General features: G+C 71.4%; 24 protein-coding genes. 13 read left to right on the top strand and 11 right to left on the bottom strand.

Features of this window, described 5'->3' with window-relative positions; genetic code table 11:
* Positions 1-387 precede the first annotated feature (387 nt).
* Complete coding sequence (locus ABD994_RS26825) at positions 388-792, bottom strand: hypothetical protein (RefSeq protein WP_345423081.1); 405 nt, start codon at positions 790-792, stop codon at positions 388-390.
* Between the two features lie 929 nt (positions 793-1721).
* On the opposite strand from ABD994_RS26825, the gene ABD994_RS26820 reads away from it, so the two are divergent.
* The gene (locus ABD994_RS26820; protein WP_345423078.1) at positions 1722-2996 is read left to right on the top strand and encodes a rep family protein; all 1275 of its coding nucleotides are present in this window, start codon (positions 1722-1724) and stop codon (positions 2994-2996) included.
* 101 nt (positions 2997-3097) lie between these two features.
* Here the strand turns inward: ABD994_RS26820 and ABD994_RS26815 are convergent, their stop codons facing one another.
* Genes ABD994_RS26815 through ABD994_RS26810 form a run of 3 tightly spaced genes read right to left on the bottom strand, consistent with a single transcriptional unit; the run spans position 3098 to position 6755 of the window.
* The gene (locus ABD994_RS26815) at positions 3098-5041 is read right to left on the bottom strand and encodes a DUF3732 domain-containing protein (protein WP_345423075.1); all 1944 of its coding nucleotides are present in this window, start codon (positions 5039-5041) and stop codon (positions 3098-3100) included.
* 17 nt (positions 5042-5058) lie between these two features.
* The gene (locus tag ABD994_RS31740) at positions 5059-5547 is read right to left on the bottom strand and encodes a three component ABC system middle component (RefSeq protein WP_425550132.1); all 489 of its coding nucleotides are present in this window, start codon (positions 5545-5547) and stop codon (positions 5059-5061) included.
* Positions 5544-6755 (bottom strand): ABC-three component system protein, encoded by a 1212-nt coding sequence (locus ABD994_RS26810; RefSeq protein ID WP_345423072.1) that lies wholly within the window; start codon positions 6753-6755, stop codon positions 5544-5546. Before ABD994_RS26810 ends, ABD994_RS31740 begins: the two co-directional genes overlap by 4 nt.
* Positions 6756-6925: 170 nt before the next feature.
* Here ABD994_RS26810 and ABD994_RS26805 point away from each other — a divergent pair, with 170 nt between their 5' ends.
* The gene (locus ABD994_RS26805) at positions 6926-7492 is read left to right on the top strand and encodes an NUDIX hydrolase (protein ID WP_345423069.1); all 567 of its coding nucleotides are present in this window, start codon (positions 6926-6928) and stop codon (positions 7490-7492) included.
* Here the strand turns inward: ABD994_RS26805 and ABD994_RS26800 are convergent.
* A complete protein-coding gene (locus ABD994_RS26800; protein ID WP_486303755.1) occupies positions 7489-8649 on the bottom strand; it encodes an NsdA family TPR-like regulatory protein in 1161 nt (386 codons plus the stop codon). The two genes, ABD994_RS26805 and ABD994_RS26800, sit on opposite strands and share 4 nt — an antisense overlap.
* A 142-nt stretch (positions 8650-8791) precedes the next feature.
* Here ABD994_RS26800 and ABD994_RS26795 point away from each other — a divergent pair, with 142 nt between their 5' ends.
* Genes ABD994_RS26795 through ABD994_RS26765 form a run of 7 tightly spaced genes read left to right on the top strand, consistent with a single transcriptional unit; the run spans position 8792 to position 12834 of the window.
* On the top strand, positions 8792-9187 hold the full coding sequence (locus ABD994_RS26795; protein ID WP_345423063.1) for a hypothetical protein: 396 nt from the start codon (positions 8792-8794) through the stop codon (positions 9185-9187).
* A gap of 2 nt (positions 9188-9189) precedes the next feature.
* Entirely contained in the window at positions 9190-9555 is a 366-nt protein-coding gene (locus ABD994_RS26790) for a WhiB family transcriptional regulator (protein ID WP_345423060.1), read from the top strand.
* A gap of 2 nt (positions 9556-9557) precedes the next feature.
* The gene (locus tag ABD994_RS26785) at positions 9558-10802 is read left to right on the top strand and encodes an FtsK/SpoIIIE domain-containing protein (protein ID WP_345423057.1); all 1245 of its coding nucleotides are present in this window, start codon (positions 9558-9560) and stop codon (positions 10800-10802) included.
* The gene (locus tag ABD994_RS26780; RefSeq protein WP_345423054.1) at positions 10799-11023 is read left to right on the top strand and encodes a hypothetical protein; all 225 of its coding nucleotides are present in this window, start codon (positions 10799-10801) and stop codon (positions 11021-11023) included. The genes ABD994_RS26785 and ABD994_RS26780 overlap by 4 nt, the downstream gene beginning before the upstream one ends.
* On the top strand, positions 11020-11229 hold the full coding sequence (locus ABD994_RS26775) for a hypothetical protein (protein WP_345423051.1): 210 nt from the start codon (positions 11020-11022) through the stop codon (positions 11227-11229). The genes ABD994_RS26780 and ABD994_RS26775 overlap by 4 nt, the downstream gene beginning before the upstream one ends.
* A 1-nt stretch (position 11230) precedes the next feature.
* The gene (locus ABD994_RS26770) at positions 11231-11446 is read left to right on the top strand and encodes a helix-turn-helix transcriptional regulator (RefSeq protein ID WP_274200419.1); all 216 of its coding nucleotides are present in this window, start codon (positions 11231-11233) and stop codon (positions 11444-11446) included.
* Positions 11443-12834, top strand: coding sequence for a tyrosine-type recombinase/integrase (locus ABD994_RS26765; protein ID WP_345423046.1), 1392 nt, complete (start codon positions 11443-11445; stop codon positions 12832-12834). Before ABD994_RS26770 ends, ABD994_RS26765 begins: the two co-directional genes overlap by 4 nt.
* A gap of 144 nt (positions 12835-12978) precedes the next feature.
* Here ABD994_RS26765 and ABD994_RS26760 read toward each other — a convergent pair whose 3' ends face one another.
* The 3 genes from ABD994_RS26760 to mshA all read right to left on the bottom strand — a co-directional run bounded on the left by ABD994_RS26760 (position 12979) and on the right by mshA (position 16637).
* On the bottom strand, positions 12979-14565 hold the full coding sequence (locus tag ABD994_RS26760) for a 4-coumarate--CoA ligase family protein (RefSeq protein WP_345423043.1): 1587 nt from the start codon (positions 14563-14565) through the stop codon (positions 12979-12981).
* 300 nt (positions 14566-14865) lie between these two features.
* Positions 14866-15375: a type III secretion system chaperone family protein gene (locus ABD994_RS26755; protein WP_345423040.1), complete on the bottom strand. Its 510-nt coding sequence runs from the start codon at positions 15373-15375 to the stop codon at positions 14866-14868.
* Entirely contained in the window at positions 15372-16637 is a 1266-nt protein-coding gene (mshA, locus tag ABD994_RS26750) for a D-inositol-3-phosphate glycosyltransferase (protein ID WP_345423103.1), read from the bottom strand. Before mshA ends, ABD994_RS26755 begins: the two co-directional genes overlap by 4 nt.
* A gap of 158 nt (positions 16638-16795) precedes the next feature.
* On the opposite strand from mshA, the gene ABD994_RS26745 reads away from it, so the two are divergent.
* Positions 16796-17572 (top strand): SDR family NAD(P)-dependent oxidoreductase, encoded by a 777-nt coding sequence (locus tag ABD994_RS26745; protein ID WP_345423037.1) that lies wholly within the window; start codon positions 16796-16798, stop codon positions 17570-17572.
* Positions 17573-17585: 13 nt separating this feature from the next.
* Here ABD994_RS26745 and ABD994_RS26740 read toward each other — a convergent pair whose 3' ends face one another.
* Positions 17586-18461 carry an SDR family NAD(P)-dependent oxidoreductase gene (locus ABD994_RS26740; protein ID WP_345423034.1) on the bottom strand — a complete coding sequence of 292 codons (876 nt, stop codon included), beginning with the start codon at positions 18459-18461 and terminating at the stop codon, positions 17586-17588.
* Between the two features lie 70 nt (positions 18462-18531).
* Between ABD994_RS26740 and ABD994_RS26735 the strand changes: the two genes are divergently transcribed.
* Positions 18532-19422, top strand: coding sequence for a LysR family transcriptional regulator (locus ABD994_RS26735; RefSeq protein ID WP_345423031.1), 891 nt, complete (start codon positions 18532-18534; stop codon positions 19420-19422).
* Between the two features lie 3 nt (positions 19423-19425).
* Here ABD994_RS26735 and ABD994_RS26730 read toward each other — a convergent pair whose 3' ends face one another.
* Entirely contained in the window at positions 19426-20595 is a 1170-nt protein-coding gene (locus ABD994_RS26730) for a L,D-transpeptidase (RefSeq protein ID WP_345423028.1), read from the bottom strand.
* A gap of 88 nt (positions 20596-20683) precedes the next feature.
* Positions 20684-21850, bottom strand: coding sequence for a L,D-transpeptidase (locus tag ABD994_RS26725; protein WP_345423025.1), 1167 nt, complete (start codon positions 21848-21850; stop codon positions 20684-20686).
* A 262-nt stretch (positions 21851-22112) separates the two neighbouring features.
* Between ABD994_RS26725 and ABD994_RS26720 the strand changes: the two genes are divergently transcribed.
* Together ABD994_RS26720 and ABD994_RS26715 are read left to right on the top strand one after the other, a co-directional pair.
* On the top strand, positions 22113-23093 hold the full coding sequence (locus tag ABD994_RS26720) for a rod shape-determining protein (protein WP_345423022.1): 981 nt from the start codon (positions 22113-22115) through the stop codon (positions 23091-23093).
* Positions 23094-23119: 26 nt separating this feature from the next.
* Positions 23120-23749 (top strand): hypothetical protein, encoded by a 630-nt coding sequence (locus ABD994_RS26715; RefSeq protein ID WP_345423019.1) that lies wholly within the window; start codon positions 23120-23122, stop codon positions 23747-23749.
* Positions 23750-23887 lie beyond the last annotated feature (138 nt).

Genomic DNA, 23887 nt, shown 5'->3' with positions numbered 1-23887 from the left:
CCAGCCCCGGGCAAGCCTGTAGAGCGTGACGTGTGGCGGAGCTCGCCAAGGCGCCGTCCACGAGTCCTGGATTCAGGCGGCGTTCTCACGCGACCCAGCGCAGCTGACGGTGATGCGGGCCGGGCGGTTCAGCTTCCACCCGTAGTGGTCGGCGCCGGGGCGCCCCTTGTCTCGGACCGAGCCCCGGCGCCTATCCGCTCCCGAACCTTCAGGGTCTACGGGTATGGGCAAGGATGTCCCCGTCGCCCGCACGCTCATACCGCCGAGTGCCGAGTTCGCCGGACGGGGCCCTCGACCTCCCAGGTCGCGGCTCGAGCCGCTCAACCCCGCGAGGTCGCGTCGCTGGGCGCGTTCTACATCAGGTGCGTGGCCTGGCCCGGAGGCAGGTTAGGCGAGCTTTGGCTCGCCGGTAGCGCCCGCGATGGGTGGTGGCGCGCCACGGATGAGCGCGCGGACGGAGTCGCACAGGTCCTGGACCTCAAGCATGGGTGCCCGGCTGAGGAGAACCATGAACTGGCCCCAGCGCGCACCGCTGATGGAGATCGTCATGGTGGACGGCCCGGCGGCAAGGGCCTGCAGCCCGTCGAGGCCAGCCCGGTGGCAGTCGGTCACGCCGGCCATGTTCAGGTGCAGCGCGGCCTGGCCGCCACGGTGGAGCTGGTCGCAGTAGTTGGCGATACTCATTATCTCGGGGGCGCCCAGAGCGCCAACCAGAAGGATCGTGCGTGGCGTCTCGGCGAACACGAGCGGCCCCCGCTCAGATTGTGGGTCCTCAGCGTCCGCCTGGCTCACGTCACTCACCAGTCGGCACGGGGTCACGATCGCGCATCGTCGGTCACGGAGAGGGCTGTCGATCCGGTCGCGCCAGTCGTGGCGAGCATCGTTCCGCATGCGGTCGAAGACCGGGACCACCGGACGCGCACCCGACAAGACACCGCGCCCCAACTCCGATCACGGCTGGTGTTCTCTAGCTGCTTAGCGAACCGTGCACGCGACACGCCGCGGCCTACGCAGCCCGACCGACCGGTGAACGTCGGCGACGACCCCGCCGCAACAACCGTGGTCGCCGCGCGCGAAGCCGTCCCGACTGGCTGCGCTGGTGAACCAGTGCAACTCGGCTGCCCGACGCCAACGCCGCGTCAAACAGCGACCACTCCGACTATCCGCGCACGGAGCGGCTCCGGGGTCTCTCCCTCGGCGGCGCGGGCTCTGCCCTGCCGGGCCGCCCGTGCAGGTGCAAGCGCCCCTGTCGTCGATGACCGGCGCGGGTGCTGGCCGGTGGCGCTTGCGGCTGTGCGGGCGGTCTGGCAGCCCTCGGGCGCGTCGTCGCGGGTGAGGCCCCGCCCCGACCACCACTCCCCCGTCCCCGAGCTCGTAGTCGGTGGGGGCTCTCCTGAGGTCGGTGCCCTGGTCCAGGGCGGAGCGCCTGGCCGCCGGAGGCCGAGCCTCGTCCTGCTCCAGGTGGCCGCCGTGGTCCAGGTCGTCGCTGTCGTCGTCGTGGTGGCTTGGCCCGCCCGGGTCCGCCGCCCCGCCCCCGACGCAGTCATTGGGGGTGCGGGGAGGCGTGGCCCGGCAGGGCCGGGCCACGCCGGCGCGCCAGCGCCGGCCCTGACCGCTGGTGGTGTCCGGTGAGCGGGCGGGTTCTCGGTAATGGGCGAACAGGTCTTCACCAGACCAGGCAGCGCCGTGGAGCCAACGAGCGACTGAGCCCGGGTGAGCGGGTGGCGAAGGCCCAGCACCGACGCGAGACCCGGTGGCAGCGGCGCGGTCAGCTGCGCAAGGTCACCAGCCTGCGGCGGGTCCGGAACTGCGGTGTGCCGCTCGACCCGGACTGCGGGGTGACGCTGGCGGTCACGAGCAACAGCGACGGGACTAGGACGGCCGGCTACTCGGGGCTGGCCTCGTGCGGGTCGGTGTGGTGCTGCCCGCAATGCGCCGCGAAAATCGCCACCCGCCGCGCCGACGAGCTGTCCAAGGTGATGCGCGCGGTCGACGATGCGGGCGGGTCAGCGTTTCTGGTCACCCTCACGATGCGCCATGACCGCGGCGACCGGCTTGGGCTGACCAAGGACGAGCGAACGAGGCTGCGCCAGCTCGAGGACAACCGCGCGGGCTACGAGGCTGCGAACGCCAGCCGCTGGGACTTCGACGAGCGCCAGGCGGAAGCGGACGCCATCGAGGAGAACACACTGCGCCAGCGCAAGGGCTGCTGGGACGTGCTCTCCGACGCCTGGGCCCGGGTCACGAGCGGGGCAGCGTGGAAGGCTGACCAGGAGCTGTTCGGCGGCCTGCTCGGGTGGGCGCGGGTCGTGGAGGTCACCGACGGCGACAACGGGTGGCACGTCCACATCCACGCGCTGCTCTGCTTCGGCGCCCATGTCTCCGCCGAACTGGTCGCCGGATCAGTGGGAGCTCGCATGTTCGCCCGCTGGCGCGCCGCGCTGGAGCGCAAGGGCTTCGACGCCTCCGAGGACCACGGCTGGGACCTCCGCAAGGTCCAGCTTGGCGACGGCGACCTGGCCGACTACTTCACCAAGATCGCGCACGAGGTCACCGGGTCTCACCGCAAGGAAGGCCGACGCCCCGGCGGCCGTACCCCGATGCAGCTCCTCGCTGACGCCGTCGACACGTGCGAGGACACCGCGGTCGCGCGCTGGTGGGAGTGGGAGAAGGCCAGCGAAGGCCGCCGCCAGCTGACGTGGTCGACCGGTTCGCGGGACCTCCGTAAGCTCGCCGGGCTCGGAGGCGAGGTGACCGACGAGGACGTCGCAGCCGAGGAGTTGGACTCCGACAGCCGGCTCCCGCTGACCGTGGACGCTTGGGAGTGCATCGAGCGCGCTCAGCTCGGGCCGGAACTGCTGGCCGTTGCGGAAGACGGTGGCCTTGACGCGGCTCGGCACTGGCTATCCGTGCGTGGGCTCGACTGGTTACAAGGAAGAGCCCTGGAGAGGAGCGATAAACCCCGCCGCTTCAGGAGCCTTGTCGACCCTCGGTGACGTAAGCAGATCGAGGCGCGGGAAGATGGGCAGCGTGGCGAGGGCCACGAGCGGGGCCACTTATGGACAGGAGGCTGAACAAGTCGGCGGTCGAGCGCAGGTCAAGGCGCCGAGTGAGTAGCCTCACCGCTATTGATCCAAGCCGCGGGCACTAACGCCTCTCCATCTCGCCAACGTTGAATCACAGCGTCCTGGAACCACTCCTCTTCCAAGTCCGCGTGATCTAAAACCAGAACCTGGAACCCTGAACCGGAGCTAGCGATACGGTCAATGATGACCCTAAAGTACCTGGACAACGCCTCGCGATCTTCACCGCCGAGCTCTCGCTCATCGCCATGGTCGGCAGGAAAGTACACCTGTGATGGCTGATCGAGAATAAGGAAGCGAGGGACCGGGCGGTCGTTGAAGATGAAAAACTCCTGGAGAGCCAAGAACAGCGCCAGGTGGTACGCCACCCAATTCGCGCCACTTCCGATCTCACTTAGCTCTCGTGCGCCGGCATCCGTGTCGATGATCAGAGAAAGAGAACGAAGATCAAGTCTCGCTGGATTCTCCGCGTATTCGGCCGACAGCTGGCGGGCTATGGCCATTGTCAGCGCCGCAATCCTCGACAGCGCGCTGTTTACTCTTTCGCGCACATCGTCTGGGTCGAGTTCGGCGCGAAGCGCCTCAGCTCGTCGTTCCAAGTCTTGGATTGCCGCTTCAGTCAGACCGCTCTCGGTCTCCTGATTGACGCTTTCCAAGAATAGGCCGATACGGCCTCGAACGTTCGATCGCCTTAGCGCGAGATCGCGTAGGCGTTCTAGCCGTTGTTCCGCCGCAAGCGCCGCATCGATCTCTACCTGATTCTCACGAAGCAGAGCGTTGAGAGATTGCGCACGATCTTGTGTCGAACCGAGTAATTCCCGGACCCGTGGCGCACTGCGCTGTACCTCTCCGATCTCATCCTCGATGGACGCGAGATCGCGGTTAATTGAGGAGGCGAGGGGCACGGGGGTCAGGAGAACAGACTCGCACACCGGACAAGCCTCTACTTGATCGCCTTCTTCGCCATCCAGTCGGAGGAGAGCCAAGCTAGACAATCTCGCCTGCTGCTCTCTCGTCTCCGTCCCATACTCATCATGGGCGGCTAGGAGCGCGCGGAGATTCGACGCTTCGGTCTGCGCTTCAAAAAGCTCTTGTCGCAGCCGTTCGCGCGTCGCGACGAGGTCCGCGACCTGGCCTGCCGATTCGTAACTGTCGACGTCAGCATCCACGTCCAGATCTAGAGCCTGGGCCAGAAGCGTGAGCGCGTTGGAGTTCGAGATTAACGGATCGAATGCATCGGGGATCAAGCCCACCGACTGAGCCTCTCGGACCAGTCCCTGCACCCGGCCGGACGCTATCCTCAGCGCGTTGTCCTCGCCAACTTGACGACGCAGCTTACGGATTTCCCGCTCGAGGGAGGTGAGCTCCTGTCGCCTCAGGACGTAGTCGCGGCTGACCGCCCCAAGGAAGTAAGGAAACACGTCCCGGATGGACTGCGGAAACCACTCCTCCGCTTGAGAATGGAACAGGATATCCGGGTTCGCAACTTCGTTCTGCGCCTGGAGCACAAAAAACAACGCGTGCCGTATATCTGCCGGATACGAGGGCCTGACCCCCGAACCAACGAACGTCTCGTTCTCCTCTATTCCGCAGACTTTTGAAAGAAACTCCCGCGCATCGTCTAGGTTTGCGTTGTGTTCGAGCTCAGAAAGAATCGGTGGACCCAACTCAGGATTGCGAAAGCTGACATGCATCGTTGTAGTATTCTGGCGGTCATTCGCGGGTGGCTGTCGAGCGCAGATCACAGTACCGTAGGGTGTCTCGAGCTGCAGCGAATAGACAGAAACAGTATTTCGGATAACCCCGACAGGGACAGTGAAAGCGGCACTCGCAAAGCAGTACTCGACGATCTCGACGATCGAGCTCTTACCGGTCTTTGAAGCGCCAGTGATGATATTGAGCCGATTGGGCCGAAGGTCGATCGTGCGAATTTCCCCACGGCGATTGTAAAGTCGCACACTCGAAATCTGAAGTGTCAAGCTCGAACTCCAAGCAGAGTAAGAACGGTAGAGGGAGAGCCACTCTTACACAACCATCGGCCCATATAACGGGCAGCGCGTTGACAGGCCGCCATATCCTCAGAGAAGCCAGTGAGTCTCACAACTGTTCTTCGTTCCCCCGTGGCTAGCCGACCCTGTTGAAGTGATAGATGACCGTAATGCAGCCCAAAAATCATCCCCTGACGGAACGGGCCGACGACCGTCGGCGCCACACGGCCGATCCTCGCATGCTGACCGGGGTTGCTCCGAATCCAGGAGGTCAAATTCGAGGCGATGTTGTGAGTTAGCGAGAGACGTATACCTTCGTCTAGGGAGGCAGCTACTGCAACCTGAGCTAACGGGATCGGGATCGGCCGGTCACCATAAGAGATGTGGCCAGCGGCGGCTCGAACAATGAGTAGGCACATGAAGGCCGGGTTGAAGAGAGCCTCGCTAGCACTCGGCTTACGAGTCGGAGAGGTCAACTGCCCGACCCGCTCCCACTTTCAACGATCGCCATTAGGCGGACCATGTACTCCGGATGCCAGCCGACTGCCAGCTCGTCAGCAAGCATGTGGTAGGAACCGCGGGATATGAAAGGTTCAGTACAGAAGGGACGTATAGGAAAGCGAGCCTGCTCCGCCCAACCAATCATCTTCCTCGCGATCCGGGCCTTGGCTTCTTCGTCGCTCCCTTCCGGAAGCTCGTCGCAACAGTCGTTGAACACGAGCTCCCACTCTTCGCGCAGTAATCGCTCGTAGTCCTCAAGCTCGCCGGAGACGAGAAGATTTTTGCGCGCCCACCTTGAGCGCTGCGAGGAAGCCCTCAGGTAATCACGTACGGCCGCTTGAATTCGAGCCCTGTTGCGGCTTCCTAGCTCAATCTGCTTCACGAAGATTCTATCCTCAAAGGATTCGAGCTCTGGCGACTCTGCTTGAACTAAATCGGGATCTACCGGAAGGTTGTCGGGTCGAAACCGGTCTCTAGCGTCGGTGAGAACGACGTCAAATTCTGGCCCTGTTATGCCATCACGGGTCTTAGCAAGGCATTCAAGACACGCCTGGAACCACCAGCCTTCTATGCGCTCGAGCAGTTGAGGAACGTGCTCTTCACGGGTTCCAGCGCGAAGGTCGCCCAGAAGCTTGTCTCGCAGTTGGTGTACATCGCTTTGGGAATTCAGTACACGAACGCTGCTCAGGAGCTCAACTCTTACGCTGTCATCCAACTTAGTATACTCAGCAAGAGCCTTCATTACAGTTTGGTTCTTGGACCCTTTACCGGCCTCAATCAATTGACGATCGATCTCGCGCAAGTCTTGATTGCTGGAGTCGCCCTGCAATTTCGAGGCAATAGACGAGGGCGGAACTTGACCCGTAGTGATCAGGAAGAGCACGGTCTTCGGTAAATGAATCTTGCCAGCGCCGACTAATTGCGCCCAGATGCGCAGCGTCTTCCATAGGTCTTCGGAGAGGTCGGTGAGATTGGCCGTTCGTTTAACTTGCTTCAATTGACGCAATTCACGAGTACTGGAGCCGACCACCTCAACGTCGTCTGCGGCCTCGATACGTATGGTCCAGTCGTAGCCGGTACGTAGTTTATCGAATGCGCAAGAGAGCGCGTAACGGAACTGGTAGGCGTACCCCAGCGCAGTGGCGCTAGCGTCGAAGGGATTATCCGTATCCGCTAGCGTCACGGTGGCGCCCCCTTACGTTGGTCGTGGCAACCCTAGCTGTGGACAGTCATCGCGTCAGCCCTTGGAGGAGTTACTACCCGCATGGACTTCAAGCGGCTCGCGCCGCTGGGGAGGGCTACCCGTCTGATGGTCGCACGCGCAGCGGCTCGTCAGCGCGCTACGGTTGCTCAGTGGAGCGAGCAGAGGGCCCCGAGAACATCCGGACGCGAGTGTTCGGTGAACGCATACTCTATGACAACGAGTGGGTGCGCCTAACGCTCGTTGATATTGAGCCTCCCGGCGGGGAACGGTTCGAGCACCACGTCGTACGCTTGGCGCGCGTTGTGGCCGCTGCAGTTGTGAACGACGCAGACGAGGTTCTGATGATGTGGCGCCACCGCTTCGCTGTGGATCAATGGGCTTGGGAACTGCCCGGCGGAATCGCCGACCTCAATGAGGCGCCAGCGGTCACGGCGGCGCGAGAGTTCGAGGAAGAGACCGGCTGGCGGGCCACTGGTCCAATGCGGCACCTCGTGTCATTCCAGCCGATGCCGGGAATGGTTGACACGCCGCACGAGGTCTGGACGGCTGAGGGGGCTGAGAAGGTAAGCGAGCCGTCGGACGCCGAGGAAGCGGCGATCATCGAATGGGTGCCGCTGGCAAACATCCCTGGGATGGTCAAGCGGGGCGAGATCGCTGGCTCTGGGCCGCTGGTCGGGCTACTCACTCTCCTGATGGAGCGGCAGGGCAAGGGCTAAGCCGACAGCGGGAGCGCGTCCAAACGCCGGCGCTGGCGCACTGAACCGGCCTTCCTCGCCAGGACGCGTCCGTCGGCGGCGTGCTTCCGGGCCTCGCGCTGGTCGTGCTGGGCGAGCATCGAGGCGGCGAGGTCGCACCGCAGGGATGCGCCAGCGCGAGTGAAGGTCGGGTCCATCCCCTCGAGCGCCGCGAACAGGTCCTCGGTCGCCTGGACGTCCCCAAGGCGGGCCACCACGTTCCCCCGCCACCGGGCCAGGTGCGAGGCGTCAAGCGAGATGTAGGGCAGCGGGTCGGAGTCTGACCCCTCGTCGGGCACGACCGCGGCCGCCAGGTCCATCGCTCGGCGCGCGCCGAGCTCGTCGCCGCACGCGGCCGCCATCTCGCCCTCGACAGCGTGCAGCCACGCCATCAACACGTCCGGCGCGCCCGCCCGCACCGCGTCCTTCGCCGCCACAGCGAGGGCCAGGGCGTCACCCTTGCGCCCGACATCGAGGAGCACGTACGCCTGCTGAGCCATCGCGTGGGCGAGTGCCGGGTGGTCCTCGGCCTCACGTGCCGCGTGCTGCGCCGTGAGATGCATGCTCCACGCCTGGTCCAGGTCGCCGGTGTCGAGCGCCTGCCACCCCGCCAGCGAGGCGGCGTCGGCCAGGACACCGGCCATCGGGCGCCGTGCCGTTGGCAGCACCGCGTGCTTGAGCAGGGCCTCTACCGACGTCGACAGGGCCCGGAGCTGGTCGAGGGCGGCCGGCGCGCCGAGCTGCCGGTCCAGGACCCGCACGGCGTCGAGACGGAGCGCGTACTCGGCACCACTGCCCGGCCCGGCGGCCTCGGACAGAGCGAAGCTGGTGAGGAGCTGCTCGGCCTGGACAGCCGGCGCGTGCCGCAGCGGCGTGAAACCGAGCTCGACGGCGGTGCGTCGGTAAGCCGCGCAGAAGAGGTCCCGGTACATCTCGCCGGGCTCGACGACGCCGTTCTCCCACCGCGAGAAGTAGCGCTTCAGCGACGCCGGCTCGGGCAGGCGGATGCCGCGGGCGCCGGCGTGACGCCGCAATTCGCTCATGGCCTTGGTTTGCGACCACCCGAACGACTCGCGCGCTCGACGTAGCTCCGTCACTCCGACACCCCCTTTCGTAGATCCGAGCCGAGTGTGCGGCATCGGGCCTACTCAGAGAAGGGGTGACAGCGTCCGTGTCACCCCCGTGTCACCCCCTGTCGGCTCCCGTTCGCCCTGCTCAGAGCCGTCTCCTGGTGTCAGAGCGGAGAAAGGCTTCGCGAATGCAAACAGGAGAGAACCACCGATGTTCGAGTTCAACGCCCCGATCGACACGGGGCAGATGCAGGCCATCGCGACCGGCCACGGACAGACCATGGAGCGCTGGGAGGACGGACCGAACGGCCGGCGCTCGACGGGCCAGCCGCTCATCGACGAGGACACCGGCGCACCGGTGCGCATCTACGACGTCATGCTCCCGACCGGCCGCGACGGCCGCCACGAGCTGCACGGCGTCCGCGTCGTCTCCCACGAGGCCCCGGAGCTGGCCCCCTACTCGCCGGTGGAGCTGCCGGGACTGCGGGCGAAGGTCCGTGGCGCGCGGAACGGCGCGAAGGGCGTGGACGTGTCCTTCTCGGCCGACGGCATCCGTCCCGTCGCAGCCCCCGCGCCGCGTCCGGTCAAGCGCGACGAGGCGGCGTAGCTATGAGCTGGCAGCAGCTCGCGGCCTGCCGCGACAGCGACCCCGAACTGTTCTTCCCCGACGTCGACGACTACACCGCGCCCGAGACGGCGGCCCAGCTCTTCGCCGCCGCCAAGGTCTGCGTCTCCTGCCCGGTGCGCCGGGAGTGCCTGACGTACGCCGTCGACTCCGGCCAGTCCTTCGGCATCTGGGCCGGACGCACGCCCTCCGAGCTCCGCGCCATCCGGCGCCAGCGCAGCTCCGGCGTCCCACACCCCGACGTCGACCTCGAGCCGATGTGCCCCGGCTGCTCGCTGCTGTTCGCGATGCCCGCCGTGGACGGCCAGCTCTGCCCCTGCTGCCAGGACCGATTCGAGAGGGGAGCGTGACCATGCCCGCGATCGAGCACCTCCGACCGCGCCCCTTCGGCCACCGCTCCGGGCGCGACCGCGCTCCCGGCTTCCTCGGCCGGGTGCGGGAGCGACGGGCCCAGCGCGAGTACGACGCGTCGGTCCTGGCCTTCGCCTACACGCTCAAGGGCGAGTTCCGCGACGCGTGCGAGTACCTGCGGGTCTGCCACTACGTCTCGGTGGCCGCCGGCATCACCGTCCGCACCCCGCGCGTCGGCGAGGTCCGCGTCGGACCGCCGATCAGCTTCACCGTCGAGCTGATGCCGGGCCAGGAGCCCGAGGACTTCCGCAAACCCGGGACGCGCATGGCGCACACCCTCGGCGCCCACGGCCTGCGCATCGAGCCGCTGGCCGGGCGGTGGGTACGCCTCGTGCTGCTCGAGGCCGACCCGCTCGCCGAGCACTTCGGGCTCCCCCCGGTCCTCGCCCGCTCGGGTACCGATGCCGTGCTCCTGGGCCGTACCGAGGACCGCACCACGCTCGGGCACGCCATCGCCGACCCCGCGCATCTCGCGGTCCAGGGGATGAACGGCTCCGGGAAGTCCGCGTTCGTCTACGGGCTGCTCGCCCAGCTCTGCGCCGCACCCGACGTCCTGGTCGCCGGCTCCGACATCACCGGCCTTCTGCTCGGCCGGCCCTGGGACGGCACCGCGCACCGGGAGTGGCAGGTGGTCGGCACGCACGACGTCGAGGCCCACGCCACGCTGCTCGATGAGCTCGTGGCCGAGATGGACCGCCGGCTCGCGACGATTCCGCGGCGTCAGGACAAGGTCATCCCCTCGGCGACCGTCCCGACGGTCCTCGTGGTGCTCGAGGAGTTCCCGGGCCTGCTGCGCGCGGCCGGCGCCGTCCCGAAGCCCAAGAATGGCAAGAGCCTCGCCGAGCGGATCGTCTCCGCCCAGCTGCGGCTCCTCTCCGAGGGCCGCAAGGCCGCGTTCCGCGTGCTCACGCTCGCGCAGCGGTTCGAGGCCACCGCGGTCGGCGGCGGCTACGCCCGCGACCAGTTCGCCCTGCGGCTCTCGTTCCGGGTGCCGGCCGACTCGCTGGCGATGCTGCACGGCGACGACGCCCGCCCATTCGGTCAGGTGCACGCCAACGCCGACCCCGGCGTCGCCTACCTCTCCGGCCTCGGGTGCGACTGCGAGCGCATCCGGGTGCCCCACCTCGGCGAGTACGGCGAGTACGTCGACCGCATTCAGGCCCACGGACGGCGGGCCGCGGCATGAACCTCATCGCCATCGTCATCATTGCCGGCCTCGTCACCGCCCTGCTGGTCAAGAGCCACAAGGCCGCGCCGGCGCTCGTCTCCGGGGTCGTGACCCTCGTCCTGCTCTTCGCCGCCTTCCCGACCCTCGGGCCCGCCGTGTCGAGCTCGGCTGGCGAGTTCGCCCACCAACTCGGCGCCGCCACCGACCGCGCCGCCGACGTCCCTGAGGACGACCGATGACCGGCCGCGAGGACGTCCGCGCGTTCGGCGCGCAGATCGACGCCCTGGTCCGTCCGCTTGTCGGGCTCGACCTCAGCCACGACGAGCGCCGCGCCCTCACCGCCGTGGCCTGCCTCGACGCCCCCACCGCTCTCGTCGTCGCCGGGCTCATGCAGCGCGCCCGGCAGGCCCGACCCCTCCGCACGACCACCACGGCAAGGAGCTGACATGACGACCACCAAGCGAGCGCAGTCCGAGCGCGATGAGCTGCTGACCGTGCGCCAGGTCCTCGCCGAGCTGGGCGGGGTCTCGCGGGACACGTTCTACGAGTGGCGGGAGCGCCGGGTGGCGCCGCCGTGCTTCAGGCTGCCCAACGGTCACCTGCGGGTCCGGCGTGGCGACCTGCTCGACTGGCTCGACGCCCACCGGGACGGCGCGGCATGAGCGACGAGTGCACCTTCCAGGTGCAGTTCTGGAAGCTGACCAAGCGCACGGGCCGCAGCCGGCCGTGGGGTGTGCGCTGGCGGACCGCCGGGCGGGAGCACTCGGAGTGGTACGCCACGAAGGCGCTGGCGGAGTCGTTCCGGTCCGAGCTCGTCCGCGCGGGTCGGGCCGGCGAGGCGTTCGACGTCGCCACCGGGCTGCCGCCGTCGCTGACCCGCAAGCGGGGCGTCGGCTCGTTCCTCGAGCTGGCCGTGGCCTACGTCGACCACATCTGGCCGACGGCACCGCCGAACAGCCGGCGCGCCGCGGTGGTCAACCTGGCCGCGATCACGCCGAAGTTCGTCCGCCCGCTCGAGCACGGGCCGGACGAGACGGACCTCCAGCGCCTCGCGAGCACCCACCTCCTGCCGCCGCCGCGGCGTGACGAGGCGTTGAGCACGGAGGACCGGGCCGTGGTGTCGTGGCTGCGCCGCGCGTCGCGACCGGCCACCGACCTCGGCGACTCCCTCGCCGTCGGCGCGCTCCTGCACGATCTGGGCACCGCAGCCGACGGGCGAGCCGTCACCTCCTCGACGCACGACAAGCGCCGCGCGGTGCTGCACCGGGTGGCCGGCTACGCGGTGGACACCGGCGTCCTGGCCGCCAACCCCGTCACGGGCCGGCGCACAGGGACGGCGCAGGTCGCCGGCGGCGTCGATCCGCGGGTGGTGGTGAATCCTGCCCAGGCGCGTCAGCTTCTCGCCGCCGTCACCTACGTCTCCGGGCACCGACGCACCGAGCGCGACCGTGGCTGGCGGCTCCGGGCGTTCTTCGCCTGCCTCTACTACGCCGGTCTGCGTCCCGGAGAGGCCCAGCAGCTCCGCGACACCGACGCGAAGCTCCCGGCCGCCGGCTGGGGCGAGCTGGTCCTCTCCGGGTCGCTGACCGGCGTCTCGGGCGAGCACTACAACGACGGCCTGCGCGACCCCGACGCCCGCCCGCTCAAGCGTCGCCGTCGCGAGGCGGTCCGCCGCGTCCCGGCACCGCCGGCGCTGGTGGCGATCCTGCGCGAGCACCTGGACCGCTACGGCGTCGCGCCCGACGGCAGGCTGTTCCCGGCGCTGACGACCGGTGGGCGCGTCCGGGAGTCGGTCTACACCCGGACCTGGAAGCAGGCCCGCGAGATCGGCCTGAGCCCAGCGCAGGCGGCCTCGCCGCTGGCGGCCCGCCCGTACGACCTCCGGCACGCGGCGCTGTCGTCCTGGCTCAACGCCGGGGTGCCGCCCACAGAGGTCGCCGAGCGAGCCGGCCACTCGGTCAAGGTCCTGCTCTCGGTCTACGCCGCGTGCCTCGACGGCGAGCGCGCCGCCTACAACGCCCGCATCCAAGATCTACTCGGCGAGGAGTGAAGATCTGAAATGCAAGATCCGTTCCGTGACTGTTCCGTGGATTCTCCAGACGAACCGCCCACGCCCGCTGAGCCTCACAGACACTTCACGTCGGACATTCGGCGTCGTCGCAGGTCAGAGGCCCGAAACAGCGGGTCAGGAGCCCTACGCCGGGGCCTGCTCACGGGCGCGGAGGTCCTTGCGCAGGATCTTCCCCGACGCCGACTTCGGGATCGCGTCGACGAACTCGACGGCGCGGACCTTCTTGTGCGGCGCGATGCGCTCGGCCACGAAGGACATGACGTCGTCGTCCGAGAGGTCGGCGCCCTGCTGGCGCACGACGAACGCCTTGGGCACCTCCTCGCCCTCGGCGTCCTTGATGCCGATGACCGCGGCGTCGGCGATGCCGTCGTGGGTCAGCAGCAGCGCCTCGAGCTCGGCCGGCGGCACCTGGTAGCCCTTGTACTTGATGAGCTCCTTGACCCGGTCGACGATGTAGAAGACGCCCTCGTCGGTGACGGTGGCGACGTCGCCGGTGTGCAGGAAGCCGTCGGCGTCGAGCGTCGACGCGGTGGCCTCGGGGTTGTTGAGGTACTCGCGCATGACGTTGGGCCCGCGCACCCAGAGCTCGCCGCGCGTGCCCTCCTCGCCGGTCTCGGGGTCGACGAGCTTGCACTCGATGTTGGGCAGCGCGACGCCGATCGAGTTGAGGTCCATCTCCGGGCGGTCCTGCGGCATGGCGTGGCTGACCGGGCTCAGCTCGGTCATCCCGTAGCCCTGCAGCACGGTGCAGTTCAGCCGCTTGCCGACGGCGTGGCCGAGCTCGGCGTCGAGGGCGGCGGCGCCGGAGAAGACCATCTCGATGCAGTCGACGTCGTACTGGTCGACCATCGGGTGCTTGGCCAGCGCCACGGCGATCGGCGGGGCGATGTAGACACGGTCGACCCGGTGCTCGGCGATGGTGCGGAGGAAGTCGGCGAGGTCGAACCTCGGCATCGTCACCACGGTCGCCCGCACGTAGATGCCGTGGTTCATCATCACGGTCATGCCGTAGATGTGGAAGAACGGCAGCACCGCGAGGATCCGGGAGTCGGGGCCGGTGCTCGCGTTGACCGCCTGGAACTGGACCAGGTTCGCCACGAGGTTGCGGTGGGTCAGCACCACGCCCTTGGCCCGCCCGGTGGTGCCCGACGAGTACGGCAGCGCGGCCACGTCATCGCCGGTGACCGTGACCGACGGGCGCTCGGCGGTGGTGGTCAGCAGGTCCGCCAGCGCGTTCTCCGGCATCGGCGTCGACGCCTCGTCGCGCGCGTCGTCGAGGAGCACGACCTCGGTGACGGCCAGGCCGTCGGAGCGCAGCGCGGCCCGCGCGCGGTCGAGGAACGGCGAGACCGTCACGAGGAGCTTCGCGCCCGAGTCGCGCAGCTGGAACGCCAGCTCGTCGGGCGTGTAGAGGGCGTTCACCGTGGACACCGCGACGCCGGCGGCGAGCGCGCCGTGGAAGACCACCGGGTAGTACGGGGTGTTCGGCGCGAACAGGGCGATGACGTCGCCCCGGCCGAGCCCGCGCTCGCCGAGCGCCGCGGCGAAGCGGTCGACGCCGTGCGCGAGCTCCCCGAAGGTCATCCGCTGCCCCGACGGCCCGTCGATGACCGCCACCCGGTCCGCCGCGTCGCCCAGGTCGCCGAAGAGGAACTCCGGCAGGCCCACGTCGGGGACGTCGATGTCGTCGAAGGGGCTGCGGACGATCACGGGCACTCCTCGTCGAGCCGGCGGAACGATGACGCCAACGTACCTGTCGGTACGCGACGGTGCGGGGCCGAGCGTGACCGTTTCGTCCCCCTGACCGCACGCCTGGTCACCCGTTCAGCCCAATCTCGCGCCTTGTCCTGCGTGTTCCGTGGTGGGACAGTGCCAGGAGGACTCGGTCCCGACCGAGGGGGGACGACGATCGCCGGTCGGTCGACCACCCCTCGACCGACCGCCCAGTACGCCCGTCGCCGGCGTCGGATGCCCCCCGTCCCACGCCGGCGGCGTGGCCCTCGGCAACCCTCAGCCCTCGCGGTCCTCCACCAGGTGCGCGAACGCCGACAGGTTCGCCAGCGACTCCCCGCGCGACTCGCGCCAGGCCCACTCGCGGCGGATCGACGTGACGAACCCCAGCTCGAGCAGGGTGTTGAAGTCGCCGTCGGCGGCCTCGAGCACCTGGCCGAGGATGCGGTCGACCTCGTCGTCGGTGATCGCGTGCGGGGCGACCCGGCCGACGAGGTGGATGTCGCCCTGCCGGTCGATCGTGTAGTGCACGCCGTAGAGCCGGGCGTTGCGCTGCAGGAGGAAGCGGTAGACCTCCTCGAGGTTCTCGTCCGGGTGCCGGCAGACGAACGCCTCCACCAGCAGCGCGTGCGGCGTGAGCACGAGCCAGCAGTGCGTCGCGAGCTTCTTGGTGCCGGGCAGGGTGACGAACAGCCGTCCCGGCCCGCGCCGCACGTAGGTCAGCTCGCGCTCGTCGAGCGCGGCGACGAGGACCTTCTCCCGTTCGTCCAGGTCACCGGGATCGCTCACACCGCCACCCCCGCCGCCCCGCCGACCTGGGCCCGGCGGGCCTCGGCGTACGTCGCGAGCAGCGCGTCGGCGGTGCGCTCCCACGAGAACATCGCCGCGTGCTCGACGGCGCCGGCGGCGAGCCGCTGGCGCTCGGCCTGGTCGAGGACGACGCGGCCCAGGGCGTCGGCCCAGCGGCCGGGGTCGTGGTCGTCGACGAGCAGGCCGGACCGCTCGTGCGCGACGGCCGTCGGCAGCCCGCCGACGGCGGCCGCGACCACGGGCGTGCCGCAGGCCTGGGCCTCGAGGGCGACCAGCCCGAACGACTCGGAGTGGCTCGGCACGGCGACGACGTCGGCGGCCCGGTAGACCTCCGCCAGCTCGGCGCCCGCGCGGGGCGGCAGGAAGCGCACGACGTCGGCGATACCCAGCTCCCGGGCCAGCGACACGAGCGACTCGGGCTCGGCCAGCCCCGTGCCCGACGGCCCGCCGACGACGAGGACGGCGAGCCGCTCCCGGAGCCCGGGGTCGCGGGCGAGCATCACCGCGGCCGCGCGCAGGAGCACGTCCGGCGCCTTGAGCGGCTGGATCCGCCCCACGAACGCGAGCGTCACCGCGCCGGCGGGGACGCCGAGGGCGGCCCGGGCGGCCTCGCGGTCGCGGGCCGGGGTGAACGTCCGCAGGTCGACGCCCGGGGCGATCGTACGGATGCGCTCGGGGTCGGCCCCGTAGGCGGCGACGAGGTCGTCGGCCTCGGCCTGGGTCGACGTCACGAGCCGGTCGGCCTCCGCCGCGACCTGCTCCTCGCCCACCACGCGTACCAACGGCTCCGGGCGGTCGCCGTCGGCCAGCGAGGCGTTCTTGACCTTGGCCAGGGTGTGCGCGGTGTGCACCAGCGGCACGCCCCAGCGGTCGCGGACCAGCCAGCCGACCTGGCCCGACAGCCAGTAGTGGCTGTGCACGACGTCGTACCAGCCCGGCTCGTGGCGGGCCTCGTCGCGCAGGACCCCGGCGGTGAACGCGCAGAGCTGGCCGGGCAGGTCCTCCTTGCCGAGACCGCCGTACGGGCCGGCGGTGATGTGCCGCACCAGCACGCCGGGCGCCAGCTCGGCCACCGGCGGCAGGTCCGACGACGTCGCCCGCGTGAAGATCTCGACCTGGACACCGCGCTGGGCCATCCGCCGCGCGGTCTCGACGACGTAGACGTTCATGCCGCCCGCGTCGCCCGTGCCGGGCTGCGCCAGGGGCGAGGTGTGCAGCGAGATCACCGCGACACGGTGCAGCTGTCCGGGATGGGGACGGATGACGGGATCCGGGGGTCGGGAACGGAGGGCCGGAGTTGCCGTCGCCGTCGTCGCCGCCGGTGTCACCCCGTCAGCTTAGGTCCGGGACGCCCCCACAGCCCGGGCGGAATCGGCCCGGAGCCCTAGGGTGCGTCGGTGTGAGCGCGCCGACACCCGCCAGCGACCGTCCCCTCGCCGTCGTCACGGGCGCCAGCTCGGGCATCGGCGCGGCCACCGCCCGCGCCCTCGCCGCCGACGGCTGGCACCCGGTGCTCGGCGCGCGGCGCGTCGAGCGCCTGCAGGAGGTCGCCGACGAGGTCGGGGGCACCGCCCTGGCCCTCGACGTCACCGACGCCGACTCGGTGGCAGCGTTCGTCGGGAGCGTGGGCGACCTGGTCACGGCGGACCGTCCGCTGCGCGGCCTGGTCAACAACGCCGGCGGCGCCAAGGGCACCGAGACCGTCCTCGAGGCCGACGAGGAGAAGTGGCGGTGGATGTGGGAGTCCAACGTCCTCGGCACCCTGCGGGTCACCAAGGGCCTGCTGCCGCTGCTCATCGACTCCGGCGACGGCCACGTCGTGACGATCACGTCGATCGCCGGCCTCGAGGTCTACGACGGCGGGTCGGGCTACACGTCGGCCAAGCACGCCGAGGGCGCCCTGCACCGCACCCTGCGCGGGGAGCTGCTCGGGCAGCCGGTGCGGGTCACCGAGATCGCACCGGGCGCGGTGGAGACCGAGTTCTCGCTGGTGCGCTTCGCGGGCGACGAGGACCGCGCCGCAAAGGTCTACGAGGGCCTCGAGCCGCTGACCGCCGGCGACGTCGCCGAGGTCGTGGCCTTCGCGATGAGCCGCCCCTCGCACGTCAACCTGGACACGATCGTCCTCAAGCCGCGCGCGCAGGCCACCGGCATGCGGTTCCACCGGGAGACGTGACGGCCGGAGACACCTAGGACACGGCGCGGTGCGCGACCGGGATGCCGGTCTCCCACGGCAGGACCTCGCCGAACTGCACGAGCTCGCCGTGGAACGCCGGGTCGACGGTGTCGGCGGTGTCGGCCAGGACGAGGTCGAGCGGCCAGGACGCGGCCTGCTCCGGGGTCTGGGCGCTGCTCATGTCGGCGAACCAGGGCCGCGACGCGGCGGTGTCGATGAGCCCGGGGCACAGGGCCAGCACCAGCCGCCCGGAGGCGAGGTCGGCCTCCCGCCGCTCGGCCGCGACGGCCCGCACGGCGGCGACCTGCGCGACCTTGGACGGGATGTTGAGCCACGTGCCGAACCCGTCGTCGACCGCGCGGCCCGCGTGCACGCTCGCCCGCCAGGCCTCGACGAGGGCGTCGACGTCGTCGAGGGTGCCCCGCGCCGCGGCCGCGAAGCGGGGCCGGACGCGGGGGTCGAGCTTGTCCAGCGTCCCGAGCGCGCTGGCGACGATCACCAGGCGCCCGCCCGGGCGCAGGCGCGGGCCGAACGCGCGCAGCACGTGGCTCGTGGCGAGGTTGTTCGTCTCGACGACGGCGTCGACCTCGTCGGCGGGGTCCTGCTCCGGGCTCATCCGCGAGGTCGCGTTGGACAGGACGATGTCGACGCCGCCCAGCTCCTCGGCGAGCCCAGCGATCGCCGTCGGGTCGCGGACGTCGAGGACGCGACCCTCGACCCGCGCCCGGCGTTCGGGCAGCCGCGCGACGGCGGCCTCGACGCGGCCGGCGTCGCGGCCGGTGAGCAGGACGCGGTCCGACGGGGCGAGCCGGGCGGCCAGGCCGGTGGCGAGCGCGAGGCCGAGACCCTGGGTGGCGCCCGTGACGAGGGCGGTGCGTGGTGTGGTCACGCCCCGACGCTAGGCCCGGATCAGCCATGTCGGGAGCGACGATCCTGCAGTGCTGGCATGCTCGATGCGCATGGCAGAGTTCACGCCGGCCGGGCTCCGTGTGCTGCGGGCGGTCGCGGCGACGGGCTCGCTGACGGCGGCCGCCGCGAGCCTCGGCTACACGCAGTCCGCGGTGTCCCGCCAGATGGCCGCCCTCGAGGCGGCCGCCGGGCACGCGCTGGTCGAGCGGCGGCGCCACGGCGTGCTGCTCACCGGGGCGGGCCGCATGCTGCTGCGGCGCGCGGTGCGGGTCCTCGACGAGCTCGACGACGCGGTCGCGGAGCTCGCCGACCCGTCCGCACCGGCCGGTCCCGTCCGCCTCGGCGCGTTCCCCGCGGCACTCGCCGGCGCCGTCCCCGCCGCCCTCGCGAGCCTGCCGGCGGGCGTCGTCGTCACCGTCCGGGAGGGCACCACCCCGACGCTGGTCCGGGCCGTGCGGGCGGGCACCGTCGACCTCGCCGTCGTCGCCCAGGCGGCCCCGTTCCGGCCGCCCGACGCCGAGAGCCCGCCCCTGCGGCTGACCCGCCTGCGGGAGGGCGAGCTGCACGTCGCGGTCGGGCCCGACCACCCCCTCGCCGGCCGCGACGCCGTGGAGGTCGCCGAGCTCGAGCACGAGGTGTGGGTCACCAGCCGCTCGGACGCCGGTGACGCCCTGCTCGGGGCGTGGCCGGGCCTGCGGGAGCGCCCGGACGTGCGCTACGTCGTGCGCGACTGGCTCGCGAAGATCCGCCTCGTGGAGGCCGGGCTGGCCGTGACGACGGTGCCGGGCGACCTCGTCGACCGCGCGTCCCGGGTGCGGGTGCTCGCCGTGCGGGGCGAGCCGCGCGAGGCCCGCCGCGTGCTGCTGGCCCGCCGGCAGGACGGGCCGGGCCACCCCGGCGCGGACGCCGTCGCGGCGGCGCTGCGGCGGGCCTTCGCGTGAGCCCTACAGGGCCGACATCCCCTGCCACTGGTCCCACGGGACCGCCCAGTCGTAGATGTCGCCGTCCGACGGCGACAGGTCCACCCCCGAGCCGGTGACCTCGACGGGGTCGCCGTAGATGGCCGAGTTGTAGTACGCCACCGCGTCGGCGTCGGAGAGGTTGACGCAGCCGTGGGTGACGTTGCTCGACCCCTGCGCGCCCGACGACGCCGGGTTGGCGTGGATGAACTCGCCGTTGTTGCTCATGCGCACCGCCCAGCGCTCGACCACGTCGTAGCCGTACTGGGCGCTGATCATCCGCTTGTCGGTGAACTTCTCGGTGACCACGTGGATGCCCGAGCGCGTGGTGCGGTTCGGGTCCGAGTCGAGCCCGTAGCTGGCGGGCACGTCCATCACCGTCTGGCCGTCGCGCACGACGACCATGCGGAAGCTGTTGACGTCGGCCCGCACGATCTGCGAGCGCCCGATGCGGAACGACGTGGTCAGGTCCTCGCGGCCCCACGCCCCGCCGCCGAGGTCGACGCCCAGGAAGTCCGCCCGGACGTCGACCTGCGTGCCCGCCCGCCAGTAGTCCTTCGGCCGCCAGTGCACCCGCGAGCCGCCGTCCTGGTCCGGCAACCAGGCCCACGAGCCCTGGGTCGGCACCGACGTCCGCACGTGCAGGGCCCGCTCGGCGGCCGCCTTGTCGGTGACCGGCGCGGAGAACTGGATGGTGATCGGCGCGGCCACCCCGACCTCGCGGTCGTCGCCGGGGTTGATCGTCGCGCGGGTGGTCTGGCCCGGTGTGACGGTGGTGAACGTGCCCGTGACCGGGGACGACGCCCCACCGGGCCCGGTGGCCGTGCCACCCCAGGTGTAGGTGGCCCCGTAGGCGAGCGGGCCGTTCGGGGTCCAGCGCTTCCGGTCCGGCGACAGCGTGCCCGCCACCGCGCCGCCCGGCGACGCGGTGAGCGTCACCTCGGTGAACGTGCCCTCGGTGGTGGCCGCGACGTCCGCGCGGGGGCCGACGTCGGTGGCGTTCGCCGTCGGCGACACCGCGACCGCCACGGGCGGCGGCGCCGGCGTCGTGCTGCTCGGCGGGGCGGACCCGGGCGCGGGCGGCTGGCCCGACCCGCAGGCCGTCACCAGGAGCAGCAACAGCCCACCCAGCGCGGCGACGAGCGCCCGACCCATGCGTCCCCCGAACTCGCGTGTCCCGGGCCGACCCCGGTGTCCCCCCATCGTGTCACCGGACCCCGACACGCGCCGGGGAGAGCGGGCGTCAGGAGAGCGCCGACATCCCCCGCCAGGTGTCCCAGTCCAGCGCCCAGTCGTAGACGTCGCCGTCGGCGGCGGAGAGCGCCACGGGCGAGTTCGTGACCTCCACCGGGTCGCCGTAGATCGCGGTGTCGTAGTAGGCCCGCGCGTCCGGCGTCGAGAGGTTGACGCAGCCGTGGGTGACGTTGCTCGAGCCCTGCGCGGACGCCGACGCCGGGTTGGCGTGGATGAACTCGCCGTTGTTGCTCATCCGCACCGCCCAGTGCTCGACCAGGTCGTAGCCGTACTGCGCGCTCGTCATCCTCTTGTCGTCGAACTTCTCCGTGACCACGTGGACGCCCGAGCGCGTGATGCGGTTCGGGTCGCTGCCCAGGCCGTAGCTCGCCGGGAGGTCCATCACCTGCCGGCCGTCGCGGATGACGACCATGCGGTGGCTGGTGACGTCCGCGCGCACGATCTGGGAGCGCCCGACGGTGAGGTGGCTGGTGAGGTCCTCGCGCCCGTAGGCGCCGTCGCCGAGGTCGACGCCGTAGAGGTCGGCCGAGACGTCGACCACCGTGCCGGGGCGCCAGTACTCCTTCGGGCGCCAGTGCACCCGCGAGCCCATCGCGTCGTCGGGCAGCCAGGCCCAGGAGCCCTCGGTCGGCACCGACGTCCGGATCGACAGCGCCCGCTCGGCGGCGGCCTTGTCGGTGACGGGGCCGTCGAACTGGACGACGACCGGCGCGGCCACGCCCACGGTGGCGTCGTCGGGCTGGGCGAACTGCGCCCGCACGACCCGCTGCGGCGTGACGGTGGTGAAGGCGCCGGCCACCGGCGTCATCGCGCCGTCCTCGCCGACCGCGGCACCCGACCACGTGTACTGCTTGCCGTAGCCCAGGGCCTCGGTGGCGGCCCAGCGGTGCCCGTCGGGCGACACGGCCCCGGCCACGACGCGGCCGTCCGCGCCGCGCAGCGCGACGTCGCGCAGGGCGGCGTCGGGCGCGGTCACGCTGATGTCCCCGCCCGGGTCGACGTCGGCCCGTCCCGGGACGGCGGTGGTGGTCACGACCGGGGGCTCCCCGTCGCCCGCCAGGCGCGGGGCCGCACCCGCGGAGGCGCACCCCACGACCACCCCGGCGACGGCGAGCAGCGCCACCACCACCGACAGCACACCCTGCAGACGACGCACCCGGCGAGCACCCCTTCTTCATCGATCCCGAACCGCAGGACGCGGCTCACCGAGGTCGGTTGTCGGGCTCCGGGTGCCCTCACACGGGTGGCCCAGTGATCGTGAGCGGGGTCTCGGTCCGGTCGCGACGGCCGGGACCTTCGGGTCCCGGGGCGAGGGACATCGACCCTGCCGGGCCTGCCCGGGCCGCTCCTAGCGTCGGCGGTCGCCGCACGGCGCTCGGGGTGGGGCCGCTCGGGGTGGGACACGGAGGGGGACGCGCGTGGGAGCCATCGGGATCGACCTGGGCACCGGGACGACCGTCGTCTGCCACCCGCGCGAGGGGGTCGTGCACGACGCACCCTCCCTGCTGGTGGAGTGGCCGTCCCGCCGGGGCCGCGAGCTGCTGATCGGGGACGCGGCGGCGGCCCTCGACGGGCGGACCCCGCCGGGGGCGCGCGTCGGCCACCCGGTACGGGACGGCGCCGTCACCGACCTCGGCCTCGTGCGCCTCTACCTGCGCGAGCTGCTGCGGGCGACGGCGCACGGGCGGTGGCACGTCCGGCGGCCGCACGCCGTCCTGAGCTGCTCGGTGGACGCGACGCCGCTGGAGCGCCGGGCCCTGCGCGAGTCCGCGGAGGAGGCCGGCTGCGGCCGGGCCGACCTGCTGCCCGCCCCCCTCGCCGCGGCGCTCGGGTGCGGCCTCGACCTCGGCGACCCCCGGGTCCAGGCCGTGGTCGACGTCGGTGCCGGGACCGCGGAGATCGCGGTGTTCTGCCACGGCGTGGTCCTCGCGCGCCGCTCCTGCCGGCACGCCGGTGACGAGATGACCGCCGCCCTCCGGGCCCACCTGCGCGAGCAGCACGGCGTGCTGCTGTCGACCTCGGTCGTCGACGCGCTCAAGACCGCCGCCTCGTCGGCCCGCGAACCCCTGGCCGCCGAGGGCCGCGACGCCGCCACCGGACGCCCCCGCGTGGTCCCGGTCGAGGTCGCGGAGATCGAGGCCGTGCTCGCGCCGACGGTGCGGCGCGCCGGCGCCGCTCTGGGCGACTGCCTCGACGACCTCCCGGTGGCGGGCGTGCCCGACCTCCTCGCCGGCGGCGTCGTCCTGGTCGGCGGCGCCTCGCTGGCCCCGCGCTGGCGCGAGGAGCTGGAGACCGCGCTCGGCCTGCCGGTGAAGGTTCCCGAGCGCCCGCGCACCTGCGTGGCCGAGGGCCTCGCCCTGGCCGGTGGCCGCCCCGAGCTGCGCTCGCTCCCCGCCTGATCCCGCCCGATCCCCGGAACCGCACGATGAGCCCCGCGTCGACCACCCCTGCGTCCACGAGCCCCGCGACCCCGCCCGACCGCCGCCTCCCGACCCCGGCCTTCCCCCCGCCGCGCCGCCGTCCCGGCCTCCGCGGCGTCGCCGCACGCGCCTGGCGGCGGGGCTGGCCGTGGCTGGCGGCGGTCCTCGCGGTCGTGCTCGTCGTCGTCACCGAGCTCGGACTGCTGCAGACCCGCCTGCGGGCGGATCTGGCCCGGCTCCACGACGCCGGCGGCGTCCCCCCGCAGGCCCCGGCGGCCGCCGCGCCCGCGCTCCCGCCGCTGCCGGTGGTCGGGCCCGCCGCGGACGGGGACGTGACGGGGGTGCGCCTGCGGGCGCTCCACCCGCCGTGCGCCCCCGGGGGCACCTGCACGCTCCTCGTCGGCGTCGACCGCCGGCCCGGGACACCCGCGACCCCCACGCCGTGGACGGTGCTCGCCGTCGACCGCTGCCGCGGCGGCACGACCCCCGTCGGCACCGGCGTCACCGCCGGCGACGGCTACGGGGTGGTGGCGGTCGCGCTCCCGCCCGGCACCGCCCTCGCGGTCGCCGCCGTGACGACGGGGCCCGCCCGCGCCGCCTCCGCGGCCCTCCCGATCGGGGGCGGTCCGTGCTGAGCGACGACGGCGACGGCTGGGAGGCGCCGGTCCGCCCACCGGCGGCCGGGGCGTCCTGGGACACCCGGCGCCCCGGCGCCCGGCTGCGCCGGGCGTGGCGCGGGCGGGCCGCGACGCGCCATGCCGCGCGCACCGACC

It is taken from the genome of Actinomycetospora chlora (assembly GCF_039542135.1).
In the GTDB taxonomy this organism is placed as follows: domain Bacteria; phylum Actinomycetota; class Actinomycetes; order Mycobacteriales; family Pseudonocardiaceae; genus Actinomycetospora; species Actinomycetospora chlora.
This window is presented reverse-complemented; position numbering and strand designations above follow the sequence as displayed.

Bases quoted from the DNA above. Each gene is read 5' to 3' on its own strand.
- ABD994_RS26785 (WP_345423057.1), top strand. From the start codon at position 9,558: ATGCCCGCGATCGAGCACCTCCGACCGCGCCCCTTCGGCCACCGCTCC.
- ABD994_RS26775 (WP_345423051.1), top strand. From the start codon at position 11,020: ATGACCGGCCGCGAGGACGTCCGCGCGTTCGGCGCGCAGATCGACGCC.
- ABD994_RS26735 (WP_345423031.1), top strand. From the start codon at position 18,532: ATGGCAGAGTTCACGCCGGCCGGGCTCCGTGTGCTGCGGGCGGTCGCG.
- ABD994_RS26765 (WP_345423046.1), top strand. From the start codon at position 11,443: ATGAGCGACGAGTGCACCTTCCAGGTGCAGTTCTGGAAGCTGACCAAG.
- ABD994_RS26770 (WP_274200419.1), top strand. From the start codon at position 11,231: ATGACGACCACCAAGCGAGCGCAGTCCGAGCGCGATGAGCTGCTGACC.
- ABD994_RS26730 (WP_345423028.1), bottom strand. From the start codon at position 20,595: ATGGGTCGGGCGCTCGTCGCCGCGCTGGGTGGGCTGTTGCTGCTCCTG.
- ABD994_RS26790 (WP_345423060.1), top strand. From the start codon at position 9,190: ATGAGCTGGCAGCAGCTCGCGGCCTGCCGCGACAGCGACCCCGAACTG.
- ABD994_RS26780 (WP_345423054.1), top strand. From the start codon at position 10,799: ATGAACCTCATCGCCATCGTCATCATTGCCGGCCTCGTCACCGCCCTG.
- ABD994_RS26715 (WP_345423019.1), top strand. From the start codon at position 23,120: ATGAGCCCCGCGTCGACCACCCCTGCGTCCACGAGCCCCGCGACCCCG.
- ABD994_RS26795 (WP_345423063.1), top strand. From the start codon at position 8,792: ATGTTCGAGTTCAACGCCCCGATCGACACGGGGCAGATGCAGGCCATC.
- ABD994_RS26800 (WP_486303755.1), bottom strand. From the start codon at position 8,649: ATGCCGCACACTCGGCTCGGATCTACGAAAGGGGGTGTCGGAGTGACG.